At 71.1% G+C, this 18,173-nt stretch carries 15 protein-coding genes; 8 read left to right on the top strand and 7 right to left on the bottom strand.

Going from position 1 to position 18,173, the window contains the following annotated elements:
- Positions 1 to 434: 434 nt before the first annotated feature.
- On the top strand, positions 435 to 1,847 hold the full coding sequence (locus tag OG975_RS27430) for a hypothetical protein (protein ID WP_406332043.1): 1,413 nt from the start codon (positions 435 to 437) through the stop codon (positions 1,845 to 1,847).
- A gap of 299 nt (positions 1,848 to 2,146) precedes the next feature.
- On the opposite strand, the gene OG975_RS27435 is transcribed toward OG975_RS27430, so the two are convergent.
- Together OG975_RS27435 and OG975_RS27440 are read right to left on the bottom strand one after the other, a co-directional pair.
- Complete coding sequence (locus OG975_RS27435; RefSeq protein ID WP_406336491.1) at positions 2,147 to 4,132, bottom strand: amino acid permease; 1,986 nt, start codon at positions 4,130 to 4,132, stop codon at positions 2,147 to 2,149.
- Between the two features lie 94 nt (positions 4,133 to 4,226).
- Entirely contained in the window at positions 4,227 to 4,781 is a 555-nt protein-coding gene (locus OG975_RS27440) for a hypothetical protein (RefSeq protein WP_406332044.1), read from the bottom strand.
- Positions 4,782 to 5,132: 351 nt separating this feature from the next.
- Here OG975_RS27440 and kdpF point away from each other — a divergent pair, with 351 nt between their 5' ends.
- The 4 genes from kdpF to OG975_RS27460 are packed head-to-tail and all read left to right on the top strand — an operon-like array spanning position 5,133 to position 9,777.
- A complete protein-coding gene (gene kdpF / locus OG975_RS27445) occupies positions 5,133 to 5,222 on the top strand; it encodes a K(+)-transporting ATPase subunit F (protein WP_406332045.1) in 90 nt (29 codons plus the stop codon).
- An 8-nt stretch (positions 5,223 to 5,230) separates the two neighbouring features.
- Entirely contained in the window at positions 5,231 to 6,931 is a 1,701-nt protein-coding gene (kdpA, locus tag OG975_RS27450) for a potassium-transporting ATPase subunit KdpA (protein ID WP_406332046.1), read from the top strand.
- A 59-nt stretch (positions 6,932 to 6,990) separates the two neighbouring features.
- Positions 6,991 to 9,084 carry a potassium-transporting ATPase subunit KdpB gene (gene kdpB, locus OG975_RS27455; RefSeq protein WP_406332047.1) on the top strand — a complete coding sequence of 698 codons (2,094 nt, stop codon included), beginning with the start codon at positions 6,991 to 6,993 and terminating at the stop codon, positions 9,082 to 9,084.
- Positions 9,085 to 9,108: 24 nt separating this feature from the next.
- Positions 9,109 to 9,777 carry a potassium-transporting ATPase subunit C gene (locus tag OG975_RS27460; protein ID WP_406332048.1) on the top strand — a complete coding sequence of 223 codons (669 nt, stop codon included), beginning with the start codon at positions 9,109 to 9,111 and terminating at the stop codon, positions 9,775 to 9,777.
- 258 nt (positions 9,778 to 10,035) lie between these two features.
- Here the strand turns inward: OG975_RS27460 and OG975_RS27465 are convergent, their stop codons facing one another.
- Both OG975_RS27465 and OG975_RS27470 read right to left on the bottom strand, forming a co-directional pair.
- The gene (locus tag OG975_RS27465; RefSeq protein WP_406336493.1) at positions 10,036 to 11,508 is read right to left on the bottom strand and encodes a sensor histidine kinase; all 1,473 of its coding nucleotides are present in this window, start codon (positions 11,506 to 11,508) and stop codon (positions 10,036 to 10,038) included.
- An 89-nt stretch (positions 11,509 to 11,597) separates the two neighbouring features.
- The gene (locus OG975_RS27470; protein WP_406332049.1) at positions 11,598 to 12,347 is read right to left on the bottom strand and encodes a response regulator transcription factor; all 750 of its coding nucleotides are present in this window, start codon (positions 12,345 to 12,347) and stop codon (positions 11,598 to 11,600) included.
- A 361-nt stretch (positions 12,348 to 12,708) separates the two neighbouring features.
- Here OG975_RS27470 and OG975_RS27475 point away from each other — a divergent pair, with 361 nt between their 5' ends.
- Positions 12,709 to 13,236, top strand: coding sequence for a GNAT family N-acetyltransferase (locus tag OG975_RS27475; RefSeq protein ID WP_406332050.1), 528 nt, complete (start codon positions 12,709 to 12,711; stop codon positions 13,234 to 13,236).
- Here the strand turns inward: OG975_RS27475 and OG975_RS27480 are convergent.
- Together OG975_RS27480 and OG975_RS27485 are read right to left on the bottom strand one after the other, a co-directional pair.
- Positions 13,223 to 14,239: a M56 family metallopeptidase gene (locus OG975_RS27480; protein ID WP_406332051.1), complete on the bottom strand. Its 1,017-nt coding sequence runs from the start codon at positions 14,237 to 14,239 to the stop codon at positions 13,223 to 13,225. The genes OG975_RS27475 and OG975_RS27480 overlap by 14 nt on opposite strands.
- A gap of 14 nt (positions 14,240 to 14,253) precedes the next feature.
- Positions 14,254 to 14,643, bottom strand: coding sequence for a BlaI/MecI/CopY family transcriptional regulator (locus tag OG975_RS27485; protein ID WP_406332052.1), 390 nt, complete (start codon positions 14,641 to 14,643; stop codon positions 14,254 to 14,256).
- A 325-nt stretch (positions 14,644 to 14,968) separates the two neighbouring features.
- Here OG975_RS27485 and OG975_RS27490 point away from each other — a divergent pair, with 325 nt between their 5' ends.
- Together OG975_RS27490 and OG975_RS27495 are read left to right on the top strand one after the other, a co-directional pair.
- Complete coding sequence (locus tag OG975_RS27490) at positions 14,969 to 16,636, top strand: MGDG synthase family glycosyltransferase (protein WP_406332053.1); 1,668 nt, start codon at positions 14,969 to 14,971, stop codon at positions 16,634 to 16,636.
- Entirely contained in the window at positions 16,633 to 17,505 is an 873-nt protein-coding gene (locus OG975_RS27495; protein WP_406332054.1) for a polysaccharide deacetylase family protein, read from the top strand. Before OG975_RS27490 ends, OG975_RS27495 begins: the two co-directional genes overlap by 4 nt.
- Here the strand turns inward: OG975_RS27495 and OG975_RS27500 are convergent.
- Positions 17,466 to 18,146, bottom strand: a complete 681-nt coding sequence (locus tag OG975_RS27500) for a class F sortase (protein ID WP_406332056.1) — start codon at positions 18,144 to 18,146, stop codon at positions 17,466 to 17,468. The genes OG975_RS27495 and OG975_RS27500 overlap by 40 nt on opposite strands.
- Positions 18,147 to 18,173: the final 27 nt, after the last annotated feature.

Consider the following 18,173-nt stretch of genomic DNA (forward strand, 5'->3'; position numbering starts at 1 on the left):
AGACCCCCCTAAAAGATTGCGCAGTTCCCCGCGCCCCTTAAGGGGCGCGGGGAACTGCGCGGCCGGCCCCCACCGGCCCGCAGCCGAACGAACCAGCGGGCGGACCTTGGGCCGGTGGCGTCAAGGTCCCGTCAAGGTCACCTGAGGAGGCGTCAGGGGGGCGTCAAGGATTGGCGTCGGTGGCCGAAACCGGTCGCAGACTGAGCGGCACGGGGGACACGGGCGACCGTCCGTGGCGTGACGTTGGGGGGCTCGTGACCATCACGGCCGGCACCAGGCGCGGTCCTGAGGCGGGGGCCAGGACCGGCGCACAGGCACAGCAACAGCGACAGCGACAGCACGGAACGGTCGCCCCGCCCGGGGGCAGTCCCGGTCCGAGGCCACGAGGGGGGTCGCGGCCGAGCCGCCCCGGGCGGCGCCTCCATCGGCAGACCGTGGCCGCGCGGGCCGCTCTGCGCCGCCGCTTCTGGACCACCCTGCCCGGGCGGCTGCGCCTCCTGCGCGCGGTCACGGTCCTGCTCGCCGCCGCCCTCGCCCTGCTGCTCGGGCTGGCCGGGCTCGCCGCCTCCGGCACCTGGAACGCCGTCGCGAACCGCGACGCGCCCCGCACCACCAGCGCCGCCGACCTCAACCTCGCCCTCAACGACATGGACGCGCAGGCCGCCAACCTCCTGCTGTCCAGCGGCGACGCGGGCAGGGGGCGCCTGGAGACGCCGTACCAGAAGGCGTTCGTCTTCTACGGTGACGCCCGCAAGACCATCGGCCACGATCTGCGCGCCCTCGCCGTCGCCGCCCAGGGCGACCGGGCCGACGAGCGGACCGTGGAGTCGCTCACGGACAATTTCGCCGAGTACCAGGAGCGAATAGGGCGCGCCCTGGAGAACGACTCCCGCGCGGGCGGCAAGGCGGCCGCGCTCGACGACTACCGCACGGCGACCGATCTGCTCCGGGCCACACTCCTGCCGGAGGCCCGCACGCTGGTCGACTCCAACGACCGGGCCTTCGACGCCGAGTACGACCAGGCCCGTTCGACCCTCTTCGTCCAGCTCGCCGCCGTCGTGAATCTCGGCGTGCTGCTGCTGGTCGCGCTCGGTGTCCTCCAGTGGTACCTGGCCCGACGCTTCCACCGGATCCTCAACCCCGGCGTGCTGGGCGCCACGGTGTGCGCCCTGCTCGCCGTGCTCCTCGGCACCCAGGCGCTCGCCGCCTCCGCCGTCCATCTGCGTGTCGCCCGCCACGACGCCTTCGACTCCGTCGTCGCCCTCTCCCGCGCCCGCGCGATCGCCTACGACGCGAACGCCGACGAGAGCCGCTGGCTCCTCGACCCGGACCGGCGCGGCCAGTACGGCCCGTCCTTCCTCGCCAAGTCGCAGAAGCTGTACGGGCTTTCGGGCGCGACCCTGTCCGAGTACGACGCCGAGCTGAGCCGGACGTGGCAGATGTACGGGACCGATCACCGCGACCTGGAGTTCACGGGTGAGTTCCGGCGCGAGCTCGACAACATCACCTTTGGCGGTGAGCGGGCCGCCGCCGAGAAGACGGTGGAGGGGTACGCCGTCTACCAGCGTGACGACCGGAGGATCCGTGCTCTGGTCGCCGCGGGCAAGGAACGCCAGGCCGTCGAGTTCTGCATGGACTGGCGACCGGGCACGTCCAACGTGCACTTCGCGGCGTGGATGGCCGCGCTGGACAAGGTGACCGGCATCAACCGGCAGCACTTCGTGGCCTCGGTCGAGGCGGGTCGTTCCGAAGCCGCCGGGGTGCTGCCCTGGGCGTGTGGGCTGCTGCTGGCGGGGGGTGTGCTGACGTTGCTGGGCCTGCGGCCACGGTTCGCCGAGTTCCGCTGAGGGCGGGGTTCTTCGCCCCCGCCGCCCCTACCCGTCCCATCCGTTCCTGGGGGCTGCGCCCCCAGACCCCCGCTAAAAGATTGCGCAGTTCCCCGCGCCCCTTGAAGACGGGGTGGTTCGTCGGGTGCGGGGCGGTGGGGGTTGCTCGCGCAGTTCCCCGCGCCCCTAAAAGACCCGGGGCGGGCGGGGAATGCGGGGCGAAGCCCCGCTCTTCAGGGGCGCGGGGAACTGCGCAATCTTTTGGACCAGCCCCCACCCACCCGCAGCCGACACACAACCTCCGGGGCGGCGAGGGCGAACTACTCCTGGCGGGAGCCGACCCGGGGCTCCGGGCCCTGGGGCTCGCCGCGGCGGAAGGAGCCGGGGGCCCGGGCGGCGGGGCGGTCGGCGTGGGCCGAGGATGTCAGTTGCCAGGGGACGCTGGTGACCATGACACCCGGGGTGAAGAGGAGGCGGCTCTTGAGCCACAGGGCCGACTGGTTGTGGAGGAGGTTCTCCCACCAGTGGCCGACGACGTACTCGGGGATGAAGACGGCGACGACGTCGCGCGGGCTCTCGCGCCGGATGGAGCGGACGTATCCGACGACCGGGCGGGTCACCTCGCGGTAGGGGGAGTCGATGATCTTCAGGGGGATGTCGATGCCGTACTCCTCCCAGCGCTCCCGCAACGCCGCGGCCTCGTCCCGGTCCACCGACACACTCAGCGCCTCCAGCCGGTCGGGACGGAACGCACGCGCGTAGGCGAGCGCCCGCAGCGTCGGCTTGTGGATCCTGGACACCAGCACGATCGCGAACACCCGGCTGGGCGGGACGAGTTCGTCGTGCGGGTCGGTCACCGCCAGTTCGGCGGATGTGGCGTCGTAGTGGCGTCGGATTCCGCGCATCATCACCCAGAGGACGATCGCGGCTAGGACGGCCAGCCACGCGCCCTGCGTGAACTTGGTGGCCAGCACGATGACCAGGACCAGGCCGGTGACCACCGCACCGATCGCGTTGATCACCCGGGCCGTGTGCTGGGCGCGGCGCGCGGCGGGCGCGAGCTCGGTGCGCAGCTCACGGTTCCAGTGCCGGACCATGCCGAGCTGGGAGAGCGTGAAGGAGGTGAACACGCCCAGGATGTAGAGGTGGATGAGGCTGGTGACGTTCGCCCGGAAGCCCCACAGGAGCAGCGCGGCGACGATCGCGAGCGCCAGGATGCCGTTGGAGAAGGCGAGCCGGTCGCCGCGGCTGTGCAACTGGCGGGGGAGGTAGCGGTGTTGGGCGAGGATCGACGCCAGGAGCGGGAAGCCGTTGAAGGCCGTGTTCGCCGCCAGGACCAGGACGAGGGCCGTCGCGGCCTGGATGAAGTAGAAGCCCACGCTGTGCTCGCCGCCGAACACCGCCGCCGCGATCTGCGCGATCACCGTGCGCTGGGTGTAGGTGGCGCAGTCGCCCTCAAGGCCCGTCAGCCGGCACGCGTCGTCCGTGATGTGCACCTTCGTGATCAGCGCGAGCGCGGTGACGCCGACGAACATGACGATCGCGGTGCTGCCCATCGCCGCCATCGTCGTGGCCGCGTTCTTCGACTTGGGCTTGCGGAACGCCGGCACGCCGTTGGAGATGGCCTCCACGCCGGTCAGCGCCGTACAGCCGGAGGAGAATGCGCGCAGCACCAGCATGAGGAGGGCCAGGCCCGCGAGGTTCGCGTCCGACGGGTCCGGCGTGATGCCGTACTGCGCGCTCTCGGCGACCGGCGCGTCCCCGAGGACGTACCGGATCAGGCCCGTGATCACCATGACGAGTACGCCGCCGATGAAGAGGTACGTCGGCGCGGCGAAGGCCCGTCCCGACTCGCGGACGCCCCGCAGGTTCATGGCGGTCAGGATCGCGACGAAGCCGATCGCCATCAGGACGCGGAAGTCCGCCAGTTGGGGGATCGCCGAGATGATGTTGTCGACTCCGGAGGCGACCGAGACCGCCACCGTCATGACGTAGTCGACGAGGAGTGAGGCGGCGACGACCAGGCCGGCCGACGGGCCGAGGTTCGTGGACACCACCTCGTACGAGCCGCCGCCGCTCGGATAGGCGTGCACCACCTGGCGGTACGACAGCACCACGACCGTCATCAGCGCCACCACCGCGGCCGCGATCCATGGCGTGAAGTGCAGATACGCCAGTCCGCCGAGCGTGAGGACCAGCAGGATCTCCTGCGTCGCGTACGCCACCGACGACAGCGGGTCCGAGGCGAAGATCGGCAGGGCGAGCCGTTTCGGCAGCAGCGTCTCGTGCAGCTCTTCACTGCGCATGGCCCGGCCGATCACCAGCCGCTTGAGGATCTCCGTCACGTTGAACACGGGCGGAGGGTAAGCCGGGGGAGGGGGACTGACGGGGCCCCGACACTCACTCCAGCCCGGACACCTTGAACACCGTCTGCGCCGTCTCACGGTCGATACGGTCCGACACGCGGCGCAACGCGGTCGCCCCGCACAGGAGCGAGCCGCGGAGGGCGGAGACGCGTGCGTCCTCGTCCAGGCGATGCCACAGCGGGGGGTTGGAGACCAGGACCCGGGGGTCGATCTCGACGCGCGCGCCGAACGTGTCCCGCAGGACGAGCCGCCGGCCCACCCCGTCCAGACAGCGCACCGACACCAGATGGTCGGTCCGCACCCGCCGCACGCGCAGCAGCCCGCGCGAGGTCAGCCAGCCCTCACCGGCGGCGACCCGGGCGGGGCAGAGGACCAGGAACAGCACTACCGCGAGCGTGACCCACAGCAGGGCCCGCGGGTCCGTGAGGGTGCCGGCGGCCCGGTCGATCAGCAGCAGAAGGGCGAGAAGTACGCCGGCACAGCGGATCGCGCTGCGCACGTCCCGGGCCCAGAGGCGGTCGTACGCCACTTCCGCGGGCGGCGGGGTGGGTGCGTCGACCGCGTCGCGCGCGTCGTTGCGGCGTTCCATAAGACCGACGGTAGAGACCCGGGAGGCCGGAGGCAGCATGCCTTGACGGGTCTCTGACGGGCCGGGGCGTCAAGGATTCGACAAGGTCCCGGGCCCTCCTGGAACAGGGGTCCGCATGTCTCGGAACCCGGGTTCCGAAGGTGCCCGTAAGGGATGCGTCAAAGGCGTACCGCGCCCCGTATGGGAGCCGTCAACGGCGGTCGATTCCGGCCACGGAGGAGCTTTGCTCTAACCGTCTGATCCGTTTCCGCACCTCTTCTAGGAGCTCACGATGGCCGACGTGGCCTTCGTCGTCACCACGATCGCGGTGTTCGCGCTGGTGGCCCTCGTCGCCAAGGGGGTGACCAAGCTGTGACCACCGAGAACATCGTCGGCCTCGTCGTGGCCGTCGCCCTGCTGGGCTATCTCATCCTCGCCCTCGTTTTCCCGGAGAGGTTCTGAGCACCGACATGAGCCCCGTCCTCGCCGGCGTGCTCCAGCTGCTCGCTCTCATAGCGGCACTGGCACTCGCCTACCGTCCCCTCGGCGACTACATGGCCAAGGTCTACTCCTCCGACAAGCACCTGCGCGTCGAGAAGTGGATCTACAAGGGCATCGGCGCCAACCCGAACACGGAGATGCGCTGGCCCGCGTACCTGCGCGGCGTCCTCGCCTTCTCCGCCGTCAGCGTGCTCTTCCTGTACGTCCTCCAGCGCGTCCAGGGTTCGCTGCCCGGCTCTCTCGGCTTCAAGTCCATCGACCCGGACCAGGCGTTCAACACCGCCGCGTCGTTCGTGACGAACACCAACTGGCAGTCGTACTACGGCGAGCAGGCCATGGGCCACGTCGTGCAGACCGGTGGCCTGGCGGTGCAGAACTTCCTGTCCGCCTCGGTCGGCATCGCGGTGGCCGTCGCCCTCGTGCGCGGCTTCTCCCTCCCCCACTCTCGGCTGCGCTCGAGCGGGGGGACCCCCATCCGCACCGGTGAGCTCGGCAACTTCTGGGCCGACCTTGTGCGTGGCACCGTACGCATTCTGCTTCCGATCTCCGTCGTCGCCGCGATCGTGCTCGTGGCGTGCGGCGCGATCCAGAACTTCTCCGGCATCCACTCGGTTGGTCAGTTCTTCGGCGGGTCGCAGCAGTGGAACGGCGGCGCGGTCGCCTCGCAGGAGGCCATCAAGGAGGTCGGCACCAACGGTGGCGGTTACTTCAACGCCAACTCGGCCCACCCCTTCGAGAACCCCTCCCCGTTCTCCAACCTCTTCGAGATCTTCCTGATCCTGCTGATTCCGTTCGCGCTGACGCGGACCTTCGGCCGGATGGTCGGCAGCCTGAAGCAGGGCTACGCGATCCTCGCCACGATGGCCACCATCTGGATCGGCTTCACCGCTCTGATGATGTGGACCGAGTTCGCCCACCACGGCCCGGCGTTCGACATCGCCGGCGGCGCGATGGAGGGCAAGGAGACCCGCTTCGGCGTCGGCGGCTCGTCCATCTTCGCGGTGGCGACCACCCTGACCTCGACCGGCGCGGTGGACTCCTTCCACTCCTCGTTCACCGGACTCGGCGGCGGCATCACCATGCTGGGCATGCAGCTCGGCGAGATCGCGCCCGGCGGTACCGGATCCGGCCTCTACGGCATGCTGATCATGGCGATCATCGCGGTGTTCATCGCCGGTCTGATGGTCGGCCGCACCCCCGAGTACCTGGGCAAGAAGATCGGCACCCGCGAGATCAAGTTCGCGGCCTGCTACATCCTCATCACCCCGGCGCTGGTGCTCATCTTCACCGCCGCGGCGATGGCCCTGCCCACCCCGGGCCACTCGATGACCAACAGCGGGGCGCACGGCTTCTCCGAGATCCTGTACGCCTACACGTCCGGCGCCAACAACAACGGCTCGGCCTTCGCCGGTCTGAACGCCGACACGCAGTGGTTCAACACCACCATCGGGCTTGCCATGCTGCTCGGCCGCTTCGTACCGATGATCTTCGTCCTGGCGCTGGCGGGCACGCTCGCCGAGCAGAAGCCGGTCCCGGCGACCGCGGGCACCCTGCGCACCGAGAAGCCGCTGTTCACCGGCCTCCTGGTGGGCGCGATCCTGATCATCACCGGTCTGACCTACTTCCCGGCCCTCGCGCTGGGTCCGCTGGCCGAGGGGCTGGCGTCATGACCACCGACGTATCGAATCAAGACGTGACTAATCAAGACGTAGCGAATCAAGAGGGCTCGATGTCCACAGCCACTCCGACCCGGGCGCCGCACAGCGATGTGCCGACCGGCCACAAGGACGAAGGCAAGGTCGGCGCCGGTCTGTTCGACCCGAAGCAGCTGCTGAAGTCGCTGCCGGACGCCCTCCGCAAGCTCGACCCGCGCATCATGGTCAAGTCCCCCGTGATGTTCGTGGTCCTCGTCGGCTCGGTGCTGACGACGGTCTTCTCCTTCAAGGATCCGGGCGACTGGTTCGGCTGGGCGATCAGCGCCTGGCTGTGGCTGACCGTGATCTTCGCCAACTTGGCGGAGGCGGTGGCCGAGGGCCGCGGCAAGGCGCAGGCGGACACCCTGCGCAAGGCCAAGACCGACACCGTGGCGCGCCGCCTCGACGGCAAGGTGGAGGAGCAGGTTCCCGGCACCGAGCTGCGCGTCGGCGACCTGGTCGTCTGCGAGGCGGGCGACATCATCCCCGGCGACGGTGACGTCGTCGAGGGTGTGGCGTCCGTGGACGAGTCGGCCATCACCGGTGAGTCGGCGCCCGTCATCCGCGAGTCCGGCGGCGACCGCTCGGCCGTCACCGGCGGTACGAAGGTGCTCTCCGACCGCATCGTCATCAAGATCACGACGAAGCCGGGCGAGACCTTCATCGACCGGATGATCGCCCTGGTCGAGGGCGCGGCCCGGCAGAAGACGCCCAACGAGATCGCGCTGAACATCCTTCTCGCGTCCCTCACGATCGTGTTCCTGCTGGCCGTCGCCACCCTGCCACCGTTCGCGGACTACGCGGGTACGCATCTGACGATGGTCGTGCTGGTGGCGTTGCTCGTCTGCCTGATACCGACCACCATCGGCGCACTCCTCTCCGCGATCGGTATCGCGGGCATGGACCGGCTGGTGCAGCGGAACGTACTCGCCATGTCCGGCAGGGCAGTTGAGGCGGCGGGCGACGTATCGACCCTCCTCCTCGACAAGACCGGCACCATCACCCTCGGCAACCGCCAGGCCTCCGAGTTCGTGCCGGTGACCGGCACCACCGAGGCCGAGGTCGCCGACGCCGCCCAGCTCTCCTCGCTGGCCGACGAGACGCCCGAGGGCCGCTCCATCGTCGTCCTGGCGAAGGAGAAGTACGGGCTGCGCGAGCGGCACCAGGGCGAGCTGGCCGGTGCCGAGTGGATCACCTTCACCGCCCAGACCCGGATGTCGGGTGTGGACGTCGACGGCAGGAAGATCCGCAAGGGCGCGGCCGGTTCGGTCATCACCTGGGTCAAGGATCAGGGCGGCACGGTCTCCAAGGATGCTGACACCCTCGCCAACCGGATCTCCGAGGCGGGCGGCACCCCGCTCCTCGTCGCCATCGAGGACGCGGAAGGCGCCCGCGTGCTGGGCGTCATCCACCTCAAGGACGTCGTCAAGGAAGGCATGCGCGAGCGGTTCGACGAGCTGCGCCGCATGGGCATCAAGACCGTCATGATCACGGGTGACAACCCGCTGACGGCCAAGGCGATCGCGGACGAGGCCGGCGTCGACGACTTCCTCGCGGAGGCGACTCCCGAGGACAAGATGGCGCTCATCAAGCGTGAGCAGGCGGGCGGCAAGCTCGTCGCGATGACCGGTGACGGTACGAACGACGCTCCCGCGCTGGCCCAGGCGGACGTCGGCGTGGCCATGAACACCGGTACTTCGGCCGCCAAGGAGGCCGGGAACATGGTGGACCTGGACTCCAACCCGACCAAACTCATCGAGATCGTGGAGATCGGCAAGCAGTTGCTGATCACCCGTGGTGCGCTCACGACCTTCTCGATCGCCAACGACGTCGCGAAGTACTTCGCGATCATCCCGGCGCTGTTCGCGGTGGTCTACCCGGGCCTGGACAAGCTCAACATCATGCACCTGTCCTCGCCCGACTCCGCGATCCTGTCCGCGGTCATCTTCAACGCGCTGATCATCATCGCGCTGGTGCCGCTCGCCCTGCGGGGTGTGCAGTACCGGCCGATGAGCGCCGACAAGATGCTCCGCCGCAACCTCGGGATCTACGGCATCGGCGGACTGATCGCGCCCTTCATCGGCATCAAGATCATCGACCTGATCATCTCCCTCATCCCCGGGCTGTAATTTTTCGAAAGCGTGCTGATCACCATGAACAACTCGGTTACCAACACTGCCCGGTTGCTGGGGGCCGGCCTGCGCGCCCTGCTCGTCCTGACCCTGGTCACGGGCGTCATCTACCCGCTGGCCGTCACGGGCATCGCCCAGGGTCTGTTCTCCGACAAGGCGAACGGCTCGGAGATCAAGGCGGACGGCAAGGTCGTCGGTTCCTCGCTCATCGGCCAGGCCTACAACCTGCCGCTGAAGAAGGGGCAGGAGACGCCGGAGCCCGACCTGAAGTGGTTCCAGGGCCGTCCACAGAACGGATTGGGTGTGAACTCGGTCAACACCCAGTACAAGCTGATCCTGTCCGGCGCCACCAACCGTTCCGGTGACAACGCCGACCTGATCAAGTGGGTCAAGGACGCCAAGGCCGCCGTCATCAAGGACAACTCGGTCAACGGCTACACCGTCAAGGCCTCCGACGTGCCCGCCGACGCGGTGACGTCCTCCGGCTCCGGCCTGGACCCGGACATCTCCCCGAACTACGCGGACATCCAGGTCCACCGGATCGCGGAGAAGAACAACCTGTCCGTCGCCCAGGTGCAGAAGCTGGTCGACGAGCACACCGACGGCCGCACCCTCGGCTTCATCGGTGAGCCCCGCGTCAACGTCCTCGAACTCAACATCGCGCTCAAGGAACTCGTGACGAAGAGCTGACGACTCCCGCGTGGTGCGCGTAATGGCCGGTGGGGGCTGGTCGCGCAGTTCCCCGCGCCCCTTAAAAGCACCCGGGGCGGGCCGGCGGTTGTTCAGGGGCGCGGGGAACTGCGCAATCTTTTGGACCAGCCCCCACCCACCCGCACCCGACACACAACCCCCCGGGGTCGAAGGGGCGGAGCCCCTGGGGATGGGACGGGTAGGGGCGGCGGGGGCGAAGAAGACACCACGCCCCCAGCGCGCACGGGCCCCGGAAGCTCAGGTCTGCGGGAGGACGAGCCGGAACGTGCAGCCCTTGCCCGGGGCTGTGTCCAGTTCCAGGCGGCCGGCGTGGCCCTGGGCGATCGCGGCGGCGATGGCGAGGCCGAGGCCGCTGCCGCCCTGGCTGCGGGAGCGGGCCGGGTCGACGCGGTAGAAGCGTTCGAAGACGCGCTGGGCGTCCTCGGGGGCCAGCCCCGGGCCTTCGTCGGCGATCTCCAGTACCGCGACGGGAGTGCCGTAGGGGAGGGGCGGGGAGGCGCTGGTGCGGCCGGGGGTGTCCACACCGCCCGTGGCAGGACCCGCCAGGCCCGTTCCGACGCGTACGTGGACGGGGGTGCCCGGGGGAGTGTGGGTCCGCGCGTTGGAGATCAGGTTCTCGACGACCTGCCGCAGCCGGTGCGGATCACCGGCGGTCTCCACCAGTTCCAGTTCCGCCACCTCCGGGAAAAGGGGATCGAGGGTGACCGGGCGGCCGGGCGCGCCCAGGGCGGCGGGGCTCACGGCGTCGGCGGCGAGTGAGAGCAGGTCGACGGGCTCCTGGCGGTAGGAGGGTTCCTGGTCGAGTTGGGCGAGCAGTTGGAGGTCGTCGACGAGCAGGCTCATGCGTTCGGCGTTCTGGGCGATCAGCCGGTTCGCCTCGCGTCGGCCCTCGGCGGGCTGCTGCTCGTGGCGCAGCGCCAGTTCGGCGAAGCCCTGGATCGTGGTCAGTGGCGTACGCAGTTCATGGCCGGCGTCGGCGACGAAGCGGCGCAGTCTGGCTTCGGAGGTCTCGCGTTCGCGCAGGGCGCCCTGGAGTCGTTCGAGCATGGTGTTCAGGACCCGGCCGAGCCGCCCGGTCTCGGTGCGCCCGTCGGTGTCGGGCAGCCGCAGGTCGAGGTTGCCGTCGGTGATGTCCTCGGCGGTGCGCTCCATCCGGGTCAGTGGGAGGAGCCCCAGCCGGACGACCCAGCGGCCGAGCAGGACGACACAGGCGATGGTGAGGGCGAGCAGGACGCCGTCCACCAGGAGGATCTTGGAGGTGGCGCCGTCCACGGTGTCCATGGGCAGTGCGACCACCGACTTCATGCCGTCGGGGCCGTCCCGCAGGACGACCCGCCAGTGGCCGTCGCCGATGGTGGCGGGCACGGTCGTGGGCCGTCCCGCGGTCAGGGCGAGGTCGTCGGCCGAGAACGCCAGTTCGGGTTCCGAGGGCTGCGGGTCGCCGAGCGAGGCGGTCAGGAGGTGGCCGTCGGAGCCGTAGAAGAAGATCCGGAAGTCGGAGGGCAGCGCTCCGGGGGTGGTGAACCTGCTGGGGAACCCCTTCTCGCTCGCCGCGTCCGTGTACGCCTTGCGGTGTGTCTGGAAGTGGGTGAGCTGGTCGTCGAGGCTGTCCATCAGCCAGGACCGCAGCACGACGAAGCCGACGACCTCGGCGGCCAGCACCGCGGTGGTGGCGACGACGGTGATGCCGAGGACGAGACGGCGCCGCAGGCCCGCCGGACGAGTACGGCGCCGCCCGAAGAGCCGCCCGAAGAGCCGCCCGAAAAGCCGTGCGAAGAGTGGTGCGAACGGACGCCGTTTCACCGGTCGGCGGCCCGGTCCTGGCCGGGGACGCGCGGCAGCCGCAGGCAGTAGCCGATCCCGCGGACCGTGTGGATCAGCGGCGGCTCGACGCAGTCGATCTTCTTGCGCAGGTACTTCACATACGTCTCGACGATGCGGGCGTCACCGGCGAAGTCGTAGCCCCACACGTGCTGCACGATCTGGGTCCGGCTCAGCACCCGGTTGGCGTTGGTCATGAGGTAGCCGAGCAGCTGGAACTCGGTGGGGGAGAGCGGAATGTACCGGTCCGCGCGGTGCACCTCGTGCGCGACCTCGTCGAGCCGGAGGTCGGCGAAGAGCAGGATGCGGTTGTCGTCAGGATCGCCGGACGGCTGCTCCTCCACGCCGGTGCGGCGCAGGATCGCCTGGATCCGCAGCAGCACCTCTTCGAGGCTGAAGGGCTTGGTGACGTAGTCGTCGCCGCCGGACCGCAGCCCGGCGATGCGGTCGGACAGGTCGGTGCGCGCGGTCAGGAACAGTACGGGGGTGTCCTTGCCGGCCGCCCGCATCGCCCGCGTCACCTCGAACCCGTCGAGGTCGGGCAGCATCACGTCGAGCAGCACCAGATCGGGGCCGAACCGCTCCATCTCCCGCAAGGCGGCCGCCCCGGAGTCCGCGCTGCTCACGTCGTAACCGGTGAGCCGCAGCGTCGACTCCAGCAGGGCGCGGATACTCGCCTCGTCCTCCACGATGAGGAGCTTGTGCGGGGGCGTGGAGTGCTCGGCCATGGCGCAGACTCTCTCCCGCGCACATGAGGAGCGGCTGGGAGAAACCTGGGGGTTTTCTGAGAGCGGCCCATGTAAAAGGCCCCGGGCTCCTCCACTGTGGGAGCCCGGGGCCGCCCCGTGTATGACTGAGACCTGGCTCTGACCTGGCTCCACGAGGTGCCCCGCAGACTAGGGGCGGCCCGTGGGAGACCCCGGGAAGAATGCTGAGAGATCCATGTGGATCGGCGCTGGGGGACTAATTGGTCTCGGGCGGCGAGGTGTTGAGTGTGGACAGGGAGCACGTGCGTGTGCGGGTGCGTGCGCAGTCGGCGGCGGAAAAACTCTTCGCGCGCCGGGCGGCGCTGCATGAACACTGAACCGCATGACCGATTACACCGATCACGCCGATCACATCGATCTCAGGGAACCGCCGGGTCTCGTGTGGCCGACGGCGGCTGTGCGGGACTCGTATCTGGCCGGTGAGCGGGCCGATTGTGTGGCGGAGGGGCGGAGTGCGGAGTGGCTCGGTCCTGCGGGCGACGACTTCGAGGCCTTCGTCGAGGAGAGACGCGGCGTACGGGTCCGCTGGGGCGTCCCTTCCACCGTGTTCTGGTACGTCTCCGGTGCGCACTACCTCGGCTCGCTGGTCGTCCGGCACAGCCTGACACCGGAACTGGCCGAGGCCGGCGGCCATGTCGGATACCACGTCGTCAGGCCGTGGCGCCGGCAGGGCCACGCGACGAGGATGCTCGCGGCGGGGCTCGTCGAGTGCCGCCGGCTGGGCCTCGACCGCGTCCTGCTGACCTGCGACGCCGACAACGAACCGTCACGCCGGGTGATCCGGTCCAACGGCGGCGTCCCCGACGGCCGGGCCCACGGCGAGGACCGCTTCTGGATCAGCCCCGGCTGACGGTGGTGAGCAGAGCCGTGTGGTCCGGGCCGTCCATGCCGGCGTGATGGGGGCCGTGGTGCGCGATGCCCACGAGTTCCAGGAACGCGTGCAGGTCGTGGGTGGCCGCGACGGTGGACAGCACCGTGAGGGCGAGGACCGCCGTGGTGGCGAGGGCGAGTCCGGGGCGGCGGGCGAGCGGTGGGGCGAGGAGGGCGGCGACGCGGCGGGGGACCGGGCCCGCGCCGGCGAGCGGGTTGCGGCGGCCGAGGAAGCCGCGGAAGCCGAGGGCGGCGGGGCGCAGGGGTGACAGCGAACCGTGCGCGGCCAGGGCTGCCTTGCCCACCGCGCGGGCCACCCGCCTGCGGTCGCCGGTGGCGCGGACGGCCTGTTCGTCGGCCCAGCGTTCCACGGTGTAGGTGACGGCGGTGGCGAGGGGGCGGAGCAGGGGGTTGGCGGCGGCGCCCAGGCCGGCGAGGGCGACGAAGGCGTAGTGGTGGGCGGCGAGATGGGCGCGCTCGTGGGCCAGCAGGATGTCGTGCTCCGACGTGTCCAGGGTGCGCAGCATGCCGGTGGAGACGACGACGCGGCCGGGCAGTCCGGGCAGCGCGTACGCGTCCGGCGTCTCGTCCTCGACGATGACCAGGCCGTCGTGCGTGGGCATGCACGCGGCGTCCCAGAAGGCGGAGGCGAGGGACCTCGCGCGGCGCCAGAGCATACGGCCCGCGGTGAACAGCGCGCCGCCGAGCAGCAGCCCGGCGAGGAGCGCGACGGGCGGTTCGGCGGGGTCGTTGATCTGCGCGGTGCGGGCCGACCAGTGGCCGAGCGCGGCGAGGAGCGGGACGCCGGTCAGGCCGGTGATCGCCAGCAGTCCCAGGGAGATGGTGGTCGCCGTGCCGAGTATCAGCGCGCAGGCGGTGAGCAGCCAGGTGGCCAGGCGGGGTTCGCAGCGTTCGGAGAGCGGGCGCGCGCCGAACGGGACGAGCACGGACAGCAGCAGCGGGAGATAGACGGCGATGCGCATCCGGGCGGGCCTCTCTACCGGTCGTTGTCCGCGTCGGGCCCCAGCAGCTGGCGCAGCAGGTCCGCGTCCGTGTCGGACAGGCTGTCGGCGAAGCGCGCCAGCACCGCCTCGCGGTCGGAGCGCTCCTCCAGGACGGTGCGCATCCGGCGGGCGGCGAACCCGGGGTCGTCGGTGACGGGCTTGTAGGCGTAGGCCCGCCCGCGCCGGCTGCGGTGGAGCAACTGCTTGGTGTGCATGCGGGTGAGGATCGTGACCACACTGCTGTACGTCAGCTCGCCGCCGAGCAGTTCGGCGACCTCGCCCGGGGTCAGCGCGTCCTCGGCCCGCTGGAGCACCCCGAGGATCTCGGTCTCCCGCTCACCGTTGGCCCGCTTCGGGCCCCGCGCCTGTGCATCGCCGCTCATGGGGTTTGTCGTTCCCTCGCCCATCTTCTACAGTCGTGTAGAACTTCTACGGCGGTGTAAAAGCTGCCGTGGTCCGAGTCTGCCATGCGCGCCCGCCCGGGGAAAGCTCCGCCCCTCTCCCGGGCGGGCGCCGGGACCAACCCCGTACTCCCGCGCGGACCACAGGAACTGCGGCGACCCCGCACCCCTGCCGCGACCGCACGTTCCACCACGCGCCGCCGCGTCCTCGCCGGCCGACCGCTCCCGTTCACCCCGCCCCGCCACGCTCCTGCCGACCGCTCACTACGCCCCGCCGCGCCCGCATCACTTCGGAGGCTGATCTGCTGTGCCGTACCTCGACAACCCGGCGGACGGACAGCCGGGCGCGCCGTCCGCCGTCGACCTCGGCGGCCCGGGCCCCCGGCGGATCACCGTCATCTCCGCGAGCATGGGAGCCGGACACGACGGCGCCGCGACCGAACTCACCCGCCACCTCACGGCGTTGGGCTTCCTCGTCGACCGGCACGACTTCCTCGATCTGCTGCCCGCCGGGATCGGGAAGCTGCTCTGCGGCGCCTACCTCCGGCTGCTGACCTGGGCCCCCACCGGCTACCAGCGCATCTACGCCGCCACCGAGCACGACCGGCGACCGGGCCCGGCCGTACGGGCCTTGCTGCGCGGTGCGCGGCGCCGCACCCTGGCCACCGTCACCCCCGAGACCCGCGCGGTCGTGTCGACGTACCCCGGAGCCAGTCAGGTCCTCGGCGCGCTGCGGCTGCGCGGCAGACTCGGGATACCGGCCCTGACGTACCTCACCGACTTCTCCGTCCACTCCCTGTGGGTGGCGCCCGGCATCGACGCGCACCTCGCCGCACACGCGATACCCGCCGCCCAGGCGCACGAGCAGGGCGCCGCCGGCGTCACCGTGACCGGGCCCCTGACCGACCCGCGCTTCACCCCCGCCACCGAGGACGACCGGCGCTCCGCCCGCGCCCGCTTCGGCCTGCCCGAGGACGCGCCGCTGGCCCTGCTCGTCGCCGGTTCGTGGGGCGTCGGCCCGGTGCGGGAGGCCGCCGCCGAGATCCGCGACACCGGGGCCGCGCTGCCCGTCGTGGTGTGCGGACACAACCACGCCCTCGCCGAACGGCTCCGCGCGGACGGCATCACCCACGTCCACGAGTGGGTCGACGACATGCCCGGCCTCATGCACGCCTGCGACGTCCTCGTCCAGAACGCGGGCGGCCTCACCTCCCTGGAGGCGCTCGCCAGCGGCCTCCCGGTCGTCAGCTACCGCTGCATCCCCGGCCACGGCCAGACCAACGCCGCCGCGCTGGAGGAGGCGGGCCTCGCCCCCTGGATCCGCGACCCCGGCCGACTGGCGCCGACACTGACCCAACTCCTGCACGGCCCACGCCGCCAGGCCCAGCGCGCGGCCGGTCTCGCCCTGTACACCTCCGCCGCGTCCGGCCCCGCCCAGACCGTCGCGGCGATGGCCCGACGGCCGCTGTCCGTCGTACGGCCGCTGTCCGTCGTACGGAAGGGGGTGCGGGGGCGTGCGGTCGCGGTGCCGTCCGAGGCGCTGGGGCTGCTGGCCGCCGCCGTACCGACCGAGGAGCGGGGCCTCCCGCTCGCCGCGTTGCCCGGGCCGTCGCGCCGGGGGTCCGCCGGGCGGCGTGCGATACCGGGGCTTCCGGCCGCCCTGCGGCGCTCGACGCCGGCGCTGACCGCCGCCGTACGGTCCGCGGCATCGGTGCTCCCGGGCGCGGTACGGGCCGCGGCGCCGGGGCGCCCCGCCGTCGTACGGTCCGCGGTGCCGGCGCCCGGCGAAACGGCGGCCGCCCGGCTCGCGGTCACGGCGCCTCGGCACGGCCGGCGGCGGATGATCCTGATGGCCGTCGCCGTGGCCGCCACCGTCTCGCTGGGGATCGGCGCCCCGCTCGCCGACGCCTACGGCGAAGCCCCCGGCCACCACCTCGGGGCGCTCACCCACTACTTGGAGGACGACGACCGATGAGGGCGGAAGAGATGAGGGCGGAAGAGATGGGGGCGGAAGCGATGGGGGCGGGTACGACGGGGGCGAGAGCGATAGGGGAGGCGGACCGGCTCGCGCGCGCCGCGCGGTGGGCGGGGGCGGTGGCCCTGCCCGTGCTCGCCGCTGTGCACGCCGCGCCGGTGATCTCCACGTTCGGCCCGCTGCGCAACCGGGCCATGCCCCGGCTCGCCGGACGCGGCCGCGCCGACCACATCGCCCTCACCTTCGACGACGGTCCCGACCCGCTGTCCACCCCGCACTTCCTGCGGCTGCTGGACGCCCGCGGTGTCCGCGCGACCTTCTTCCTCCTCGGCTCCATGCTCCACCGCGCACCGGGCCTGGCCAGGGAACTGTCCGCCGAGGGCCACGAGATCGGCATCCACGGCTGGCACCACCGGCCCCTGCTGCTGCGCGGCCCCGGTGCCACGTACGACGACATCGCCCGCGCCCACGACGCCGTCGCCGACGTCACCGGCCGGCCGCCCACGCTGTTCCGGCCCCCGTACGGGGTGATGAACACCGCCGCCCATCTCGCCTGCCGCCGCCTCGGCCTGGCCCCCGTGCTGTGGACCGCATGGGGCGAGGACTGGCGCGGACGGGCCACACCGGAGTCGGTCCACCGCACCGTCACCCGCGATCTGTCCGGCGGCGGCACCATCCTGCTCCACGACTCCGACTGCACCTCCGCCCCCGGCTCCTGGCGGACCACCCTCGCCGCCCTGCCCCGCATCCTCGACACCTGCGAGACCCAGGGCTGGGGGATCGGCCCGCTGCGCGACCACGGCATCCCGGGCGCCCGTACCTCCGCGGTTCAGACGAGGTGGGCGAAGACGACCAGGTTCTCGGTGTAATCCTTCGCGGCATGGTCGTACGAACCGGCGCAGGTGATCAGCCGGACCTCGGCGTCGGAGGTGTCGGCATACACCCGCTTGTCGGGAAAGTCGTCCTTCTCGAACGTCTCGGCACTGTCGACCACGAACGAGGCCTTGCGCCCGTCGGCCCTCTTGACGGTGAACTTGTCGCCCTTGTCCAGGTCACTGAGCTCGGCGAACACGGCTGGGGACGTCGTCGTGTCGACGTGGCCGGCGATGATCGCGGTGCCCGCCTCGCCCGGGGACACGCCCTTGGCGTACCAGCCGACCAGGTTCGTGTCGCCGGCGGCCGGCGGTTCGAGCTTGCCCGACGAGCCGATGGCGAGGGTGGTGAACGGGGCGTCCACCGAGATCTTCGGGATGAGCAGCCGCGTCGGCTTGGACCGCGGCAGCGGCTTCGCCCTCTTTCCGACGGCTCGCGCGGCCGACGACGACGGCGCGGGCGCTGCCACGGTATGGGGCTTGGCGGAGGCGTCGGACGTCTCGTCCTGGCCACCGAACAGACTCAGCGCCAGGACCAGGATTCCGGCGCACCACACCATCAACGGCACGCGGGGGCGAGAGCCCTGCCCCGGGGGCACGGACTTGGTTTCTGCGGGGGAGGGCAACCGGGATGCCATCGGGCACCACCTCACTAGGACGGGGCA

The organism is Streptomyces sp. NBC_00203 (genome assembly GCF_045206325.1).
In the GTDB taxonomy this organism is placed as follows: domain Bacteria; phylum Actinomycetota; class Actinomycetes; order Streptomycetales; family Streptomycetaceae; genus Streptomyces; species Streptomyces lutosisoli.

What these genes read in the sequence shown, in the direction of transcription:
- OG975_RS27435 (WP_406336491.1), bottom strand. Translation starts at nt 4,132, where the DNA reads ATGCGCAGTGAAGAGCTGCACGAGACGCTGCTGCCGAAACGGCTCGCC.
- OG975_RS27440 (WP_406332044.1), bottom strand. Translation starts at nt 4,781, where the DNA reads ATGGAACGCCGCAACGACGCGCGCGACGCGGTCGACGCACCCACCCCG.
- kdpA (WP_406332046.1), top strand. Translation starts at nt 5,231, where the DNA reads ATGAGCCCCGTCCTCGCCGGCGTGCTCCAGCTGCTCGCTCTCATAGCG.
- kdpB (WP_406332047.1), top strand. Translation starts at nt 6,991, where the DNA reads ATGTCCACAGCCACTCCGACCCGGGCGCCGCACAGCGATGTGCCGACC.
- OG975_RS27460 (WP_406332048.1), top strand. Translation starts at nt 9,109, where the DNA reads ATGAACAACTCGGTTACCAACACTGCCCGGTTGCTGGGGGCCGGCCTG.
- OG975_RS27470 (WP_406332049.1), bottom strand. Translation starts at nt 12,347, where the DNA reads ATGGCCGAGCACTCCACGCCCCCGCACAAGCTCCTCATCGTGGAGGAC.
- OG975_RS27475 (WP_406332050.1), top strand. Translation starts at nt 12,709, where the DNA reads ATGACCGATTACACCGATCACGCCGATCACATCGATCTCAGGGAACCG.
- OG975_RS27480 (WP_406332051.1), bottom strand. Translation starts at nt 14,239, where the DNA reads ATGCGCATCGCCGTCTATCTCCCGCTGCTGCTGTCCGTGCTCGTCCCG.
- OG975_RS27485 (WP_406332052.1), bottom strand. Translation starts at nt 14,643, where the DNA reads ATGAGCGGCGATGCACAGGCGCGGGGCCCGAAGCGGGCCAACGGTGAG.
- OG975_RS27495 (WP_406332054.1), top strand. Translation starts at nt 16,633, where the DNA reads ATGAGGGCGGAAGAGATGAGGGCGGAAGAGATGGGGGCGGAAGCGATG.
- OG975_RS27500 (WP_406332056.1), bottom strand. Translation starts at nt 18,146, where the DNA reads ATGGCATCCCGGTTGCCCTCCCCCGCAGAAACCAAGTCCGTGCCCCCG.